The organism is Parashewanella spongiae (genome assembly GCF_004358345.1).
Classification (GTDB): Bacteria; Pseudomonadota; Gammaproteobacteria; order Enterobacterales; family Shewanellaceae; genus Parashewanella; species Parashewanella spongiae.
Window position 1 is genome coordinate 467960 of the sequence record NZ_CP037952.1, and the last position, 16234, is coordinate 484193.

The 16234-nt window shown below is 39.4% G+C and carries 9 protein-coding genes; 5 read left to right on the forward strand and 4 right to left on the reverse strand.

Annotated elements, in window-relative coordinates; genetic code table 11:
* The first annotated feature begins 298 nt into the window (after positions 1-298).
* On the forward strand, positions 299-1888 hold the full coding sequence (gene purH / locus E2I05_RS01625) for a bifunctional phosphoribosylaminoimidazolecarboxamide formyltransferase/IMP cyclohydrolase (protein ID WP_121851820.1): 1590 nt from the start codon (positions 299-301) through the stop codon (positions 1886-1888).
* 67 nt (positions 1889-1955) lie between these two features.
* On the forward strand, positions 1956-3251 hold the full coding sequence (gene purD / locus E2I05_RS01630) for a phosphoribosylamine--glycine ligase (protein WP_121851821.1): 1296 nt from the start codon (positions 1956-1958) through the stop codon (positions 3249-3251).
* Between the two features lie 52 nt (positions 3252-3303).
* On the opposite strand, the gene E2I05_RS01635 is transcribed toward purD, so the two are convergent.
* Entirely contained in the window at positions 3304-4059 is a 756-nt protein-coding gene (locus tag E2I05_RS01635; RefSeq protein ID WP_121851822.1) for a hypothetical protein, read from the reverse strand.
* 575 nt (positions 4060-4634) lie between these two features.
* The gene (locus E2I05_RS01640; RefSeq protein WP_145964460.1) at positions 4635-5462 is read right to left on the reverse strand and encodes a hypothetical protein; all 828 of its coding nucleotides are present in this window, start codon (positions 5460-5462) and stop codon (positions 4635-4637) included.
* 315 nt (positions 5463-5777) lie between these two features.
* Between E2I05_RS01640 and E2I05_RS01645 the strand changes: the two genes are divergently transcribed.
* Positions 5778-9803 (forward strand): ankyrin repeat domain-containing protein, encoded by a 4026-nt coding sequence (locus E2I05_RS01645; protein WP_121851824.1) that lies wholly within the window; start codon positions 5778-5780, stop codon positions 9801-9803.
* A gap of 616 nt (positions 9804-10419) precedes the next feature.
* On the opposite strand, the gene typA is transcribed toward E2I05_RS01645, so the two are convergent.
* The gene (typA, locus tag E2I05_RS01650; RefSeq protein WP_121851825.1) at positions 10420-12231 is read right to left on the reverse strand and encodes a translational GTPase TypA; all 1812 of its coding nucleotides are present in this window, start codon (positions 12229-12231) and stop codon (positions 10420-10422) included.
* A gap of 418 nt (positions 12232-12649) precedes the next feature.
* Here typA and glnA point away from each other — a divergent pair, with 418 nt between their 5' ends.
* Entirely contained in the window at positions 12650-14059 is a 1410-nt protein-coding gene (gene glnA / locus E2I05_RS01655) for a glutamate--ammonia ligase (RefSeq protein ID WP_121851826.1), read from the forward strand.
* Positions 14060-14266: 207 nt separating this feature from the next.
* On the opposite strand, the gene E2I05_RS01660 is transcribed toward glnA, so the two are convergent.
* Positions 14267-15187: a manganese-dependent inorganic pyrophosphatase gene (locus E2I05_RS01660; protein WP_121851827.1), complete on the reverse strand. Its 921-nt coding sequence runs from the start codon at positions 15185-15187 to the stop codon at positions 14267-14269.
* Positions 15188-15319: 132 nt separating this feature from the next.
* Here E2I05_RS01660 and E2I05_RS01665 point away from each other — a divergent pair, with 132 nt between their 5' ends.
* Complete coding sequence (locus E2I05_RS01665; RefSeq protein WP_121851828.1) at positions 15320-16231, forward strand: pseudouridine synthase; 912 nt, start codon at positions 15320-15322, stop codon at positions 16229-16231.
* The last annotated feature ends 3 nt before the right edge of the window (positions 16232-16234 follow it).

Genomic DNA, 16234 nt, shown 5'->3' on the forward strand with positions numbered 1-16234 from the left:
CGATGCCTTATGTTTTGATTCAGTTAATACCAGTATAAACCTTAGAGCTTAGTCCAAGGTCAAGCTTTTTAATTTTAGCTTTTTTCAACATAGCAAATTCTGTGTTCGCAAATACTTAGGGTCAAAATTTGTATTAACCAGATCGTTTATATGTGTTTTGTTGTAGAATAGCGCCGCCAGTGTGATCTCGATCACAAAGGTTTTTTGGAAAGCTAAGCCAAATCGCTTGCATAAGACAGGCTGGATTAGTTTTCCGAAAGATCTTTGCCATAATAATTAACTGGACAGAACTACCTTCATGAATAATGCCAGACCCATTCGTCGTGCGCTGTTAAGCGTTTCAGATAAAACCGGTATCGTTGAATTTGCCCAAGCCTTACACGCGCTTGGTGTGGAAATATTATCAACAGGCGGCACCGCAAAACTTTTAACGGATCACCAAATTCCTGTGATCGAAGCGTCTGATCATACTGGTCATCCAGAGATCATGGATGGTCGAGTCAAGACCCTACACCCTAAAATTCATGGCGGCATCTTAGCCCGCCGCGGTGTTGATGAAGCAGTGATGGCTGATAACAAGATTCAACCAATCGATTTAGTGGCTGTTAACCTTTACCCATTTGCAGAAACAGTCGCTAAAGAAGGTTGTACCTTGGCTGACGCCGTTGAAAATATCGATATTGGTGGACCAACAATGGTTCGTGCGGCGGCAAAGAATCACAACGATGTCACTATCGTAGTTAATGCAGGGGATTACACTCGGGTACTGGGTGAACTGGCTGATAATCAAGGCTGTACGACATTAGAAACACGCTTTGATCTCGCTATTGCCGCATTTGAACATACGGCGCAGTACGATGGCATGATCGCCAATTACTTTGGTACTAAAGTTCCTGCCCACCATACCGATCACAGCTGTGACGATTCAAAATTCCCTCGAACCTTTAATAGCCAGCTGATCAAAAAACAAGATTTGCGCTATGGGGAAAACAGTCACCAGCAAGCTGCTTTTTATGTCGACAACCATATCGATGAAGCGTCTGTCGCGACCGCAACTCAACTTCAAGGTAAAGCACTTTCTTATAACAACATCGCCGATACTGATGCTGCATTAGAATGTGTTAAAGAATTCGAACAACCTGCTTGTGTCATTGTTAAACACGCCAATCCTTGTGGCGTGGCGCTAGGTGACAATATTCTTGACGCTTATGACAGCGCCTTTAAAACGGATCCGACTTCAGCGTTTGGTGGCATCATTGCCTTTAACCGAGAGTTGGATGCCGCAACCGCGACGGCCATTACCGAACGACAGTTTGTAGAAGTGATTATTGCCCCAAGCGTCAGTGTTGAAGCAAAAGCCATCATCGCTAAAAAAGCCAATTTACGTTTACTCGAATGTGGCCAATGGCAAAACCGTACTACATCGCTTGATTACAAGCGTGTTAACGGTGGCTTATTGGTGCAAGATAGAGATCAAGGTATGGTCGAAATGGACGATCTTAACGTCGTTTCTAAACGCCAACCGACTCAAGATGAGTTAACTGACCTACTGTTTTGCTGGAAAGTCGCTAAATACGTTAAGTCAAACGCCATTGTCTATGCCAAAAATAACAAAACAGTGGGTGTAGGGGCTGGACAAATGAGCCGTGTTTACAGTGCTAAAGTCGCGGGTATTAAAGCCGAAGACGAAGGCTTAACCGTTCCTGGCTCTGTGATGGCTTCAGATGCTTTCTTCCCATTCCGTGATGGTATTGATGCCGCGGCGGCTGCGGGTATCACTTGTGTGATTCAACCGGGTGGCTCTATGCGTGATGCTGAAGTCATTGCTACTGCTGATGAACATAATATGGCAATGGTGTTTACTGGTATGCGCCATTTCCGCCATTAATCATTAAGTTGGATAATAGTTTGGGCTCATGGTGTGAGCCTAAGCGTTGCATTGAGAGTCTATAAATATGAACATTCTTATTATCGGTGGTGGCGGTCGTGAGCATGCGCTTGCATGGAAAGCCGCTCAATCAAAGCAAGTTGAGACTGTGTTTGTTGCCCCCGGCAATGCTGGTACAGCACTTGAACCTAAATTACAAAATATTGCTGTTTCAGCGACAGATCACCAAGCATTAATTGTATTTGCACAAACCAATAATGTTGACCTCACCATTGTGGGCCCTGAAGCCCCTTTAGTCGTTGGTGTTGTTGATGCGTTTCAAGCTGCAGGATTAGCCATTTTTGGCCCTACCGAAAGGGCAGCGCAGCTTGAAGGTTCTAAAGCCTTCACTAAAGATTTTTTAGCTCGCCACAATATTCCAACAGCGGATTATCAAAACTTCACTGAAATTGAGCCTGCAAAAGCATTTTCTGCACAACTTGCAGAAAAAACAGGCTACCCCGTGGTGATTAAAGCGGATGGTTTAGCTGCCGGAAAAGGTGTGATCATTGCTCAAAACCAAGCGGAAGCGGAAGCCGCCATTGAAGATATGTTGGCCGGCAATATGTTTGGAGAAGCTGGCTCTCGTGTGGTTATTGAAGAGTTTTTAAAAGGTGAAGAAGCCAGCTTTATCGTCATGGTTGATGGAAAAAATATTCTACCAATGGCAACCAGTCAAGATCACAAAGCGCGTGATAATGGTGATAATGGCCCTAATACGGGCGGTATGGGTGCCTATTCTCCGGCTCCTGTGGTCACTCAAGCCATTCATGATTGGACCATGGAGCATGTAATACGCCCAACGGTTGATGGCATGGCTGCTGAAGGTCACCCCTATTCAGGATTTTTATATGCTGGTTTAATGATTACCCCTGATGGAACAGCCAAAGTATTAGAATATAACTGCCGTTTTGGCGATCCTGAAACCCAACCTATCATGATGCGTTTGCAATCTGACTTAGTTGAATTATGTCTTGCTGCAACACGTGGTGAACTGGATAAAGTAACGATTAAGTTTGATGCTCGTGCCGCTGTTGGTGTCGTCATGGCGACGGGCGAATATCCTGTGTCAGCTCGTAAAGGTGATGTTATTGAGGGTTTGACTTTAGGAAATGATTCACAAAAAGTATTTCACGCTGGCACTTCGACCAAAGGTGGCCTCATTGTTACCAATGGCGGCCGCGTTGTATGTGCTACAGCACTTGGCAATAATGTCACAACCGCTCAAAAAGCGGCTTATGCTTTAGTGAACACCGTCCATTGGGATGATGTATATTTCAGAACAGATATCGCTTACCGTGCGATAGCTAGAGAAGAAGCCTGATTTTTATAGGTTTAAGCATCTTAAATAGCAATTATACTGAATATAAAGTCTCTTATGAGGCTTTATATTTTACAACTAACTCTTTAGTCAGCTTACTCTTCCGAATAGGATCTGATTTAACACTCGGAAATTTTTTTTCTTGGAATTCAGATAACTTATGCAAACATAGTTTTCCTGCTTCTTTCAAAGCATTTTTTTCAGACTTTCGTATTTTAGGCTCATTCGGCATTATTTCAGTCTCATCACTTGCAACAACGCTTGTTACTACATAGCCTGTGCCGCTCGCTTTATTCGTTACAGTTACTTCTATGTCAGGCAAATGTGTAGGAAAACGAAAAGCATCCGGCACTGAGCTTGCTATACTTACTCCTTCCAGCCGAAAAGCATTTAATATATTTCCTTGTTTAAAAAAGTCTTTTATTGATTCACCCATGATTTTGCTAAAAATAGTCGCTTCATGGGAAAAATTTTCTAATCGAGCATACAAATTCTTTCCAGTTTCTCCTACAAAGCACAACATATGTTGGTACCCTGAATTTATTTGGAGCGTGCCCGTTTCACCGACATAGAAAGATTTGGAACCTATTTTAAAAAAACATTCTGCGTCTCTGCGCTCATCACTCTTTGAAGTTCTATTGAGCTCTTGCAATCCTATGTGCAGTTGCAACATAGACATCACTTCAGCTTTTAACAACTGCCTATGGGCTGATCTTGAATGACCATTTACCTGCTGCGTACCTGAGTCGTAAAACCACTGCCCATATATACTATGTTCCTTAGGGGAAAATTGAGATAAATTCTGAAGCATGTATAACCTCTACCCAAACCTCGATTTGGTCTTCCAATTAGTAAGGCCACAAGTTTATTGAACCTAAATAAATCGGTTGAATGCACAATTTAACTTTAACTTATTGAAGTTAAGTACAAAATTAAACAACCCGAATTCACCCATCAGGTGAGTGCTGAACATTCATACACTTGCCAAAATCACCGCTAGCTGCGTTATAAATTTTGCAAGTAGAAACGAAGTAACGACAGTTTTGTATGTTGGTAACCACTACTTGCTGCTATTCATGCCTTGCTATCAGAAATTTTTTCTGCGTATATGAACGCTCCCAACCGATTTATTCAGATTGAAAGTTTAACTGAGCTGAATTTTACAATGTATTAACTGAATAATAACTGTACAGATTCAAATATAGAGAATGTTGTATCTATAAAATATGCGATCGGTCAGTATGAGATGTAATTTTTATGGCAGGTTCAATTAGTTTTTATCAAGATATTCAGGTGGTAAGAAGTATACACATTCAAGATTTCCTCTAAAGCAGAGGAAAACTATGGCCACGATAAAGTTCAAATTCAAACCTCACGGATATGGCATTACTTCGCATCCATTGTGACAGCAATGTTGTTACTTATAGTGTTGACCAGTTGTTCTGCGTCATTACCACACACCCAAAGTCCATATCCATTGTAATAACTAGGATCATCTGTGGATTTTATTGAAGTAAAAGTAAAAGGTATGTCTTCATACAATGGTTTCCATGCCGTATCCCACGAAGCAGACTGATCCCATCCAGTGAACGACCCCGATATTTTATGAACGTTTCTGAAAATATTTATTCGAAAATCAGCATCAAACGGGTAGTTTCGTACTGGAATTTCTTTTTCAGGGCCTATTTCCTCATTATCCAGTTGAACAAACGCCAAACTGACGTATTTTTGCTTTTTTTTCGCCAGTCGAGAGTCAATATGGATCACTGGAAATTGAACACTATTCAGCCAAAAGCTAGAGTCATCTTCTTTGGTTAGATCAAAATCTAAAAATGAGTCAGCTGGTACCCTAGACTTGATGTATAAATATTTAAGAGATTTTTTTTCACTTTGTTGAGAAATTGATATTTTAATGGGTGATGCCGTAAAACCAGGTTTTACATAAATAGGTACAATTGTCGATTTAGAGGAAATAGGTTCGTTATTATAGGCTGGAGTTGAGTATATAACTAATGGCTCTCCACCAGCTGGGCAAATAAATTGTTCGGTATGCCCATTATTATCACTGAATAAACCCTCCCCGATATCCTGAAGCGTATTAATCTGAGGCGTACTAATATTGGAATTGGCGCCGCAGCTAAATAAAAGAGAAATGTATATAATAAACTTATAGTTATCCACTTTCATTCTATTATCCTCTTTGATTAAAAACATGATGAGCACTCTAATATTCATAAAGAAGATTATTCATCATTTTTTATAAACTTTAAAACTCATTCAAAAGCAATATCAAATCATTAATAAAACTTATACAAAAAACAAAAAATTATATACTTAATGATAATTAACAATAAATTAATCATTACTAAATAAACATTTTAACGAGCTGATTACTAATCATAAATATCCCTCTAAATAACAAGCTATATATAATAATTTTTAAATCTAATGGTTAGACCGCTTAAATATATTTTTTTTCATGTTAGGTTGGAATCGTTATCTGTATCATGCATATAGAGGTTTCATACTATGGCTGTAATCTCAATAACACCACCGACAGTTTCAAAGGAACAAAAAATTTCTACTGATTATGAAAGTGATGAGGCTAATGTTAAACCACAAGACGTCGAAAATGAGATTAAAGTCGGATCAGAATCTTATATGGCTACAGCCAAAACGAATACCACCAAATCACTCCCTAGTTCGGTAACAGATTTTCACTCAACTGGACACAATAATCCACCAGATGGCGCAGTCACAAAACATGCATCAAAAACTACTCATTATAAAATAACTTCAACACCTGCCCTTGAAACGAATAAATTTACAACGCCAAAAGAAGCATTGGATAGTTATACAAATCAACTCAATCATGCAAGACGAGTCGCGCTTGATCATAGCATGAAAGTTAGCGTAAGCGATTTACACTGTTTGATTAACTTAAATTACGATGTAACACAAATAGAATCCGTGATAATTCGTATGATGGACACATGCAAAGCGTCAATTGATGAGTTATTTTCCGGAAAAACAGCCCTAATTTTAGCTTGTGAAAAAGGTAACCTTGGACTCGTAAAAGTATTACTCGCTAATCATGCTGATGTTACGGCAACCAACGTCAACCATCAAAAAGCGAAACACGTTGCAGCAAAACACAATCAGCTAGAAATTCTAAAGGTTATTTTAAAAGATAGTCGCTCCGTCTGTGAAGTCACCGACATACATGTTTTATTGAAAATGAACTGTGATCTAAATTTTATTCAATTTATGATTGGCATTGTGAAAGGCAATGAAGAATCCAGTCCAGATTTTGATGAGATAATTGATGGAAAAACCGCATTACAATTAGCTAGAGAAAAGAAAGTGCAAGGTGCTATTAGCGCACTACTTTATCATGGCGCAAAAGACACGACCTTAGACGCCGACAATCAAGTTCCTAACTTTACTCATTCAAAAAGACGATCATTGAAGAAGAGTTTCAAAGTTTCACTTCTTCGTCCATCCAGTTCAAAATCCACATCAAGTCGGTCATCACGAAGATATAGCTCATCCAGTAGTGATGATAGTTTACCTACTACCCATTTGAGTGCTGGTCAAATTAATGATACAGAGTTAGAGCGATTTAAAACTTTTCACTCCCAACCGTTATCTATTAGACAAAGCTATTTACACACTCTTATAAAAACAGCGGCTGCACCTGACTATATTTATAAAGTACTTACAGAACTCCCTGATGAAGCAACTAAGGGTGAAATAGAAGGGTATGAATTGGAGACAAAAATCGATGGTATTTCAGCTCTTGAATTAGCTTGGTCAAGTCAAAATCATGGGATAATTTTGGCCCTTGTCGCTGTAGGTGCTGATACATCATTATCTTTTAGCTGTGAAAAAAACTTAAAACAATTGTTGTTCGAAACTAACCAACATGACTTGCTTAAAATCATTTTGAATCAACCCAATGCACGTATCGAATGCGAAGACTTAAAGTACGTTATTGAGCTAGGTTGGGAGCAGGAATTCTTTAATATATCCGTTGCTCGAGCAAACAAATGTGATAATTCATTTCTCGCAAAAGTTAATCTTCCTATCTGTGGAAAACCACTTCTTGAATATGCTTATGAACGTAATAACGACAATTTCATTTATGAACTGATCACGGTAGGAGTAGATTTAGAAACACCTTTTAGCAACGGGTTAAACCTCAGACAAATTTTACTAGAAAAGAAACAAATTAAAAGACTACTAGCCTTATTCAATTATCGAGACACTCGACTCACAAGTCATGATTTGAGAACGATCATTGATTTTAATTGGGGGATAGAGTGTTTTAAGCACGCATTAATGAATATAAAAAAAGTCGTCTCCTCTTACCGTACTGCTATTAATCAAAAGTTCGATGGTAAAACATTATTAGAACTCGCTTGGGAACGAAGACAAAACGGCATAGTGTATGAGTTGATATCAGCTGGGGCGGATCTGCAACAACCTTTTAGCGAAGGTAAAAATTTAAAACAAATTTTATTAGAAACACAGAACCATAAAGCGTTAAAACAGCTATTAACTTACCAAGATACTCCAATCGAATGCTCTGACTTACATACGTTTGTACTTTTTAGTTATGGGCTCGACAACTTAAACCAAGCGATCATAAAAGCCAAAGCACTTAAGCCTACTCTGAATCTTGAAACCAAAATAGATGGTAAAACCTTGCTCGAACTTGCATGGGAAAAGAAAGATTTAGAGCTCATTGTTGCTCTCATTGCTCATGGTGCCGATATCATGACACCATTTAGCCAAGGCAACACCTTAATCCAATCTCTTATTAAAAACAGTTCTTTTGAATCTTTTATGATTCACTTGCAACAACATAGACCGATAACCATTGGCGTGATTATCACCCTAAGAAAATTAAAATGTGAGCTATCTTGCATAGAGGCACATTTGCAACTGGCTTCAATTAGATTTCTTGACGAAGCATTCAATATTAATGAAACAATTAATGGACAAACCGCACTAGAATTAGCTTGGAAAGAGCAAGATCATGAGTTCATCATTACTCTTGTTCAAGCTGGTGCGAATAGTTATCTTCCATTTAGTACCTCAAAAAATTTAAAACAGACGCTAAAGCATGCACGGCAATTCGATTTATTAAAAACCTTACTCAGTATCCCTTCTTGCCCTGTTGAACCAGAAGACATGCACACAGCTATTGAGCAAATGTGGGATCAAAGTGTATTAATTAGTATCCTCGAGCGAGGAAAACTTATCCCTAAAGTCTATGGTCATAAGTTTCATTTTAAATTTATTGATGAGCCAAATGCATCAAATCAATCAGCCATCGAATTGGCGTGTAAAAGGGGAAGTATCAAAGCCGTAACGACCCTGCTCGAGTACGGAGCCAATAATGACCCTTATTGCAGAAACGGATTTAGTTTAATGCATATTGCCGCATTCCAATCACATTTAGAGTTGTTGCAACTGCTCATTAACTATGAAAAACCAGAAGTTGTGGCTTTAAATGGATCTTCACTTTATAAGTTAGACAATAGTGGTGAACACACTCCTCTACATTTAGGCTTATTTAATGGAAACAATTCAATGAGAGCGTACCTTTTTGCTATTGCATTAGAGAAGATATTAACACTAGAAAATGGAGAGGGGATTACTCCATACAACTTATTGTGCTTAAAGGTGGATCAAAATCAGATCATTTCGCTGTTATCTAATTCGGTAGTTTCTCGACACCAAAAATTTGTTGATGTGCAGCACTCACTCGAGCAAGCAGAATTCAATTTACAGATGCAAAGTAGCACCCTCGCGATTCTAGAAATACCTTCAAAGACTTGCAAGAATGAAGCTCATGAATTGAAAACTATTAATGCCTCATCAATAAGTAAAGCGGTGAGCATACCTGCTAGCATTGACGAAGTTGAAATTGACGTTGCACCTTCCACAGGATTGCTAACTCCTGAATTCAAAGTCACAAATAAAGCCATACCATCACTCAAAAAAGCAGGAATGCCTGTTACAAGAATTTCAGAGGCACAGAAATCACGCTTCACTGAACTACCGAAACCAGACAAACGTTCCTATAAAGAGGTGGAAGTGGCATATGATAAGTTTTTCTCCAATCCCCAATACTTAGTCGAGGCTCATCAAGCAAAAATTACTATGTTACAGGATCTTGAACAAGCTAAACTACAAATCGCTCAACACAAAAAAACACGAGCAGAACTTAACCTAGCGATCAATCATTCGAAAAGTCGAAACCAACAACTCATAGAAAAACTTGCTGAGTTAGAAGCTAAAAATTTAGCATTAGAAACACAGCAAACAGAATTGACAATGAATTTTTCAACTAAAGAATCAAAGTTACGAGCTGAATTAGCGACAGCAAAGGACAAATATAAGAAAGCTTATCTTAGGGCTAAAGCACTGCTAGATGACAACGAGGGAATAAGAGGCCACTTATATCGATTAGAAAAGGCATTTAAAACAGCTCAAGAAACCGGTGAATTTAAACATCCTGTGCCATATGACAAATTACAAACTTAAATAACCACATAATACAGGGTAAACGAATGAATTTTTTTCGAGAGAAAAACGTAGACTTTAGGGATCTAGCGATTTAGAAAGTACCAATCTTTGTCATACCAGCGCAGGCTGGTATCCAGTGATTTTTTATAGAAAAAAGCAAAGGAACTAGACTACCGACATCCAAAACTGTCGTTACTTCGTTTCTACTTGCAAAATTTATAACGCAGCTAGCGGTGATTTTGGCAAGTATATGAATGTTCAGCACTCACCTGATGGATGAATTCGGGTTGTTTGATTTTGTATTTAACTTCAATAGATTAAAGTTAAATTGTGCGTTCAACTGACATTGCGCACACGGAATAGTTATGTGGTTAAGGCTAAATAAGAAATAACTTTTTATCTATTTTTTACTTAAAATTAACCGATATGAACATTTTTACAACACAAAAATGAGTAACCATTCATTAATTTTGGTTTTTTAATAGGTGTACTCAATGTCAGGTTCAACAAATTTATTTAGGTTTATATATTACTCACTCGTGCGGTTGATCTGCCACATAATACCCATAAAAAATCCCACAGTATTACTACAGTGGGATTTAGTCACGCTAGCTTAAATTAAAGCTAAATTGAATTAACCGCGTGAAGCACGTTTGCGATCATTCTCAGTCAAGTGTCTCTTACGAACACGAATGCTCTTAGGTGTTACTTCAACCAATTCATCATCATCGATGAACTCTAACGCTTGTTCAAGAGTGAGCAAGATAGGTGGAGTCAGAACCTGTGCTTCATCCGTACCTGAGGCACGCATGTTAGTCAGCTGCTTACCTTTCAAACAGTTTACTGTTAAGTCATTTGAGCGAGCATGAATACCAATTACTTGACCTTCATAAACTTCAGTCGCGTGACCAATAAAGAGACGACCACGATCCTGCAAGCCAAATAGCGCAAACGTCAAAGCTTTACCCGTTGCATTTGAAATCAATACACCATTACTACGTTGACCGATATCACCTTCTTTTACTGGACCATAATGATCAAAAGTATGGTAAATTAAACCAGTACCTGAAGTTGCTGTTAAAAATTCAGTTTGAAAACCAATCAAGCCACGACTTGGAATGATAAAGTCGATACGAACGCGGCCTTTACCATCTGGTTGCATGTCACGCATGTCAGCCTTACGAGTTCCAAGCTTTTCAATCACGCTACCTTGGTGATCTTCTTCAACGTCAACAGTGACAGTTTCAAATGGCTCACTCTTTACACCATCAATTTCTCTGACGATAACTTCTGGACGAGAAACGGCTAATTCATAACCTTCCCGACGCATGTTTTCAATCAAGATTGAAAGGTGTAACTCACCACGACCAGATACTTTAAAACGATCTGGGCTATCCGTTTCTTCAACACGTAATGCTACGTTATGAACAAGCTCTTGCTCTAGACGCTCAAGAATATTACGTGAAGTAACGTACTTACCTTCTTTACCTGCAAACGGAGAGGTGTTTACTTGGAAAGTCATGGTGAGCGTTGGTTCATCAACACTCAGTGGTGGCAATGCTTCAGCCGCACCTACAGCACAAATTGTATCTGAAATTTTAAGCTCACCAAGACCTGTAATAGCAACGATATCACCAGCGTCTGCACTGCTCACTTCGTGACGATCTAAGCCCATGTAACCTAATACTTGTCCCACTTTACCGTTACGAGTTTGGCCATCAGCGCCAACAACCGTTACTTGTTGATTAACTTTCACGCTACCACGTTTGATACGGCCAACACCAATTACACCAACATAAGAGTTGTAATCAAGTTGAGAGATCTGCATTTGGAACTCACCTTCAGCGTCAGCATCAGGGTAAGCTACTTTATCGACGATAGTATCGAACAATGGTGTCATGTCTTCGCTTTCTACATCTGGATCTAAGGTTGCGAAACCGTTCAATGCAGAAGCATAGACAACAGGGAAATCTAATTGCTCATCGGTGGCACCCAAGTTATCGAACAAATCGAAGACTTGATCCATAACCCAATCAGGACGAGCACCAGGGCGGTCAATTTTGTTGATAACAACAATTGGCTTAAGACCTTGCGCAAAGGCTTTCTTAGTCACAAAACGCGTTTGTGGCATTGGACCATCAACGGCGTCAACTAAGAGTAAAACAGAGTCAACCATAGATAGGACACGCTCAACTTCACCACCGAAGTCAGCATGGCCAGGAGTATCTACGATATTAATACGGTAGTCATTCCACTTGATGGCCGTGTTTTTTGCCAGAATTGTGATTCCACGTTCTTTTTCAAGATCGTTTGAGTCCATCACCCGTTCAGCGGCTTCACCTCGAGTTTCAAGGGTCCCTGATTGCGCCAACAATTTATCAACCAAAGTCGTTTTGCCATGGTCAACGTGAGCGATAATGGCGATGTTACGTAATTTTTCTAGCACTGAATAAGCCTCATACCATCAAATAAAATACACATGTTCTTATATTAGCTGACAATTATTTCAATTGATCGAGCCGTATAAAAACTAAGCAACGAGGATCGTTACCTTAAAAAAGCGGTGTATTCTACTCTAGCTGACTCCTTAGGCACAGGATTATTTTTTGTTCAGTTCAATTATTTTCCAGTAAAACCTACAAAACCTTGCACCATAACTGTGCAACTAAGCACGCTTCAGGTGCAAAAACAGAGTTTCACATTTAATAGTAATCATATTTATCTTTTTATTTTAGTTGGTTACAAAAGTGGCATAAGTTTCGCTTAACACATGAAGATGACCAAACGTGCTAAAATTCAGTGTTGTAAAAATGCATGTTAATAACAATTAATGCAAAGAACTCTATCCTACCGGAGAAAACAGAATGTCAGTTGAAGCAGTGCTTAAGCAACTTGAAGACCATGAAGTAAAATTTGTTGATTTACGTTTTACCGACACCAAAGGTAAAGAGCAACACGTATCGATTCCATCTCATCAGGTAGACGAAGACTTCTTTGAAGACGGTAAAATGTTTGATGGTTCATCCATTGCGGGTTGGAAAGGCATTAACGAATCTGACATGGTATTAATGCCAGATCCTACTACTTTTGTTCTTGATCCATTTACTGAAGAAACAACGGCACTCATCCGTTGTGACATTTTAGAGCCAGCGACAATGCAAGGTTACGATCGCGACCCACGTTCTATCGCGAAACGTGCTGAAGATTATTTGCGTGCCACAGGCATCGCTGATACGGTTTTAATTGGCCCAGAACCAGAATTTTTTGTATTTGACGATGTACGCTTCGGTAATGACATGTCAGGTAACTTTTTCAAAATTGATGCTGAAGAAGCTGCATGGAATTCAGCAAAGTCTTACGAAGATGGCAATACAGGCCACCGTCCAATGGTGAAAGGTGGTTATTTCCCAGTGGCGCCTGTCGACTCATCACAAGATCTTCGCAGTGCGATGTGTTTACTTCTTGAAGAAATGGGTCAAGTTGTCGAAGCCCATCACCATGAAGTAGCAACAGCAGGTCAAAATGAAATTGCAACGCGCTTTAATACCTTAACGACTAAAGCGGACGAAATTCAGATTTTAAAGTATGTTGTGCACAATACTGCACACGCATACGGAAAAACGGCGACTTTTATGCCTAAGCCAATTGTGGGTGACAATGGTAGTGGTATGCACGTACATCAGTCATTGGCGAAAGACGGTGTAAACCTATTTTCTGGCGAGCAGTATGCTGGCTTAAGTGAAATGGCTTTATATTACATTGGCGGCATCATCAAACATGCTAAAGCATTGAATGCCTTTACCAACCCAAGCACCAACTCATACAAGCGTTTGGTTCCTCATTTTGAAGCACCTGTGATGCTGGCATATTCTGCTCGTAACCGTAGCGCATCAATTCGTATTCCTGTAGTACCAAGCCCAAAAGCTCGTCGAATTGAAACTCGCTTCCCAGATCCACATGCGAATCCTTATTTAGCCTTCTCTGCTTTGTTAATGGCTGGCCTTGATGGGATTCAAAATAAAATTCATCCTGGCGATGCGATGGATCAAGATCTATACGACTTGCCAGCAGAAGTGGCGGCTGACATTCCTCAAGTAGCAACATCTTTAGAGGATGCACTTGCACACTTAAAGCAAGACACTGACTTTTTAACCAAAGGCGGTGTTTTCAGCGAAGATTACATTGAATCTTACATTGCATTGAAGACTGAAGAAGCTGAAAAAGTAAGCCGTACAACTCACCCAGTTGAGTTTGAACTGTATTACAGCTTGTAATTGTTTCTTTTGACGTCAAATGAATCACCCCGCCCTAAAGGGGCGAGGTATCGTTTAACCTAAATAAATCGGTTGGGAGCGTTCATATACGCAGAAAAAATTACTGAGCTATCGAAAATTTTCTCTGCGTTTAAGAGCGCCACCAGCTGATTTCTCTAGGATTAAAGCCCTACATCAAGATAGGGCTTTTTATTTGGATAAAAGAAGTTACGCGAAGACGGCTTGCAATGGCGGCACAACTTGTTTCTTGCGGCTCAATACACCGGGTAACCAAGCACGACCATTTTCAGACGATATTTTATAGGCGTTTTCACTTAACTTGGCATCATCACTCACTATCAACAATTCAGAGCCTTCTTTCATGATGTCCGTTAACAACAACATCACTGTGTGACGGTTACCTTCTTTTTTGAGTGCCGCAATATCCGCTTCTAAGTCTGCTTTTATGTCATCAAATACCGATAAATCGACAACTTCTAACTGTCCAATACCGATCAAGTTACCGTTCATATTGAAATCTTTAAAGTCACGCATGACAAGATCGCGTGCCGACGTACCGCTCACATCAGATTTCATGTTAAACATTTCCATGCCCAATGCTTTAAAATCTTCTATGTTGGCAATTTCAGCCAAGGCTTCGACACAACGAATATCGGCAGTAGTGCACGTTGGAGACTTAAATATCACAGTATCGCTCAAAATAGCGCATAACATAATGCCGGCGATATCTTTTGGTATTTCTACATTATAAAAATCATACATCATCTTGATGACGGTATTGCTGCAACCCACAGGGCGGATCCAACACTCAAGTGGCGTTGAAGTGGTTAAGTCTCCAAGCTTATGGTGATCTACAATACCGACAATAGTCGCTTCTGCAATATCATCTGGTGCTTGAGTTAATTCCGAATGATCAACAATGTATACCTCTTCACCAGCATAACTCAATTTAAGCTCTGGCGCTTCAAAGCCAAATTTATCCAAAATGAATTGCGTTTCTGGTGAAGGCTCACCTAAACGTGCCGCTATAGCAGGTTCATCAATCTGGTTTTTTAAGTAGGCCAGAGCAATTGCTCCACAAATTGAATCTGAATCTGGGATCTTATGACCCACTACATATATTGACATTGCACACACTCTCCAATTAATTTTCAATGATTTTAACAAAACTATTCCCGTTTCAACAATATCCCCTATCATTGGACTTAAAGCTCACTGAAACGCTATGATTATGACATCTCACTATTGATGTCTCTTTTCATGAATTTATCTGCCAGAGCCGCTCAACCCTCTAACATTCTGATCCCCAAGCATGCTGATGCTTCACTGACTGTAATCCAATTTCTCACTACGAAATTTCCGCGAATTGCAAAACAAGAATGGTTTGCGCGAATACAAAATGGCAAAGTCCACTGGCAATGTGGTGAAAAAATTAGTCATGACACTCTTTGCCAACCCCTTAAACGTGTCTATTACTACCGAGAAGTGGCCCAAGAAATAAAAGTTCCGTTTCAAGAACAAGTTCTTTATGAAGACAAGCGCATCATCGTCGTGTTTAAACCACATTTTCTCCCCGTCACTCCAAGTGGAAAATACGTAAATGAATGTCTTGTTCATCGCTTAAGAATATCCTCAGGCATTGATACAATCACCCCTGCACACCGTCTTGATAAAGATACAGCTGGCATCATGCTATTCACTAAATCCGTTGATGTGCGTGGTATGTATCATAATTTATTCATGAATAACGCCATTAAGAAGCAATATCTAGCCAAAGCGAGAATTCCTGCTGAAATTAAGCAGCAGTTTTTGCAACAAGGTGAATTACATTGGACAGTGAAAAATCGATTGGTAAAGGGTAACCCGTCTTTTTTAATGAAAGTCATCGATGGAGAAGCTAACTCCCATTCTGAGATTAAATTGATTGATGTATTCGAAGATTACGGTTTATTTGAACTTGAACCAATAACCGGAAAAACGCATCAACTGCGAGTCCACATGGCAAGCTTAGGTTTTCCAATATTAAATGATAAATTTTACCCTCATTTACAAGACGAAAAACCAGAGACATTCATTAACCCGTTACAATTACACGCACATAGCCTACTGTTTGCCGATCCATTTAGCCAAGAGCTAAAAAATTTCTCAACAGTTGGGATAACCTTGGGTTAGGGA

What these genes read in the sequence shown, in the direction of transcription:
- purH (WP_121851820.1), top strand. Translation starts at nt 299, where the DNA reads ATGAATAATGCCAGACCCATTCGTCGTGCGCTGTTAAGCGTTTCAGAT.
- purD (WP_121851821.1), top strand. Translation starts at nt 1,956, where the DNA reads ATGAACATTCTTATTATCGGTGGTGGCGGTCGTGAGCATGCGCTTGCA.
- E2I05_RS01635 (WP_121851822.1), bottom strand. Translation starts at nt 4,059, where the DNA reads ATGCTTCAGAATTTATCTCAATTTTCCCCTAAGGAACATAGTATATAT.
- E2I05_RS01640 (WP_145964460.1), bottom strand. Translation starts at nt 5,462, where the DNA reads ATGTTTTTAATCAAAGAGGATAATAGAATGAAAGTGGATAACTATAAG.
- E2I05_RS01645 (WP_121851824.1), top strand. Translation starts at nt 5,778, where the DNA reads ATGGCTGTAATCTCAATAACACCACCGACAGTTTCAAAGGAACAAAAA.
- glnA (WP_121851826.1), top strand. Translation starts at nt 12,650, where the DNA reads ATGTCAGTTGAAGCAGTGCTTAAGCAACTTGAAGACCATGAAGTAAAA.
- E2I05_RS01660 (WP_121851827.1), bottom strand. Translation starts at nt 15,187, where the DNA reads ATGTCAATATATGTAGTGGGTCATAAGATCCCAGATTCAGATTCAATT.
- E2I05_RS01665 (WP_121851828.1), top strand. Translation starts at nt 15,320, where the DNA reads ATGAATTTATCTGCCAGAGCCGCTCAACCCTCTAACATTCTGATCCCC.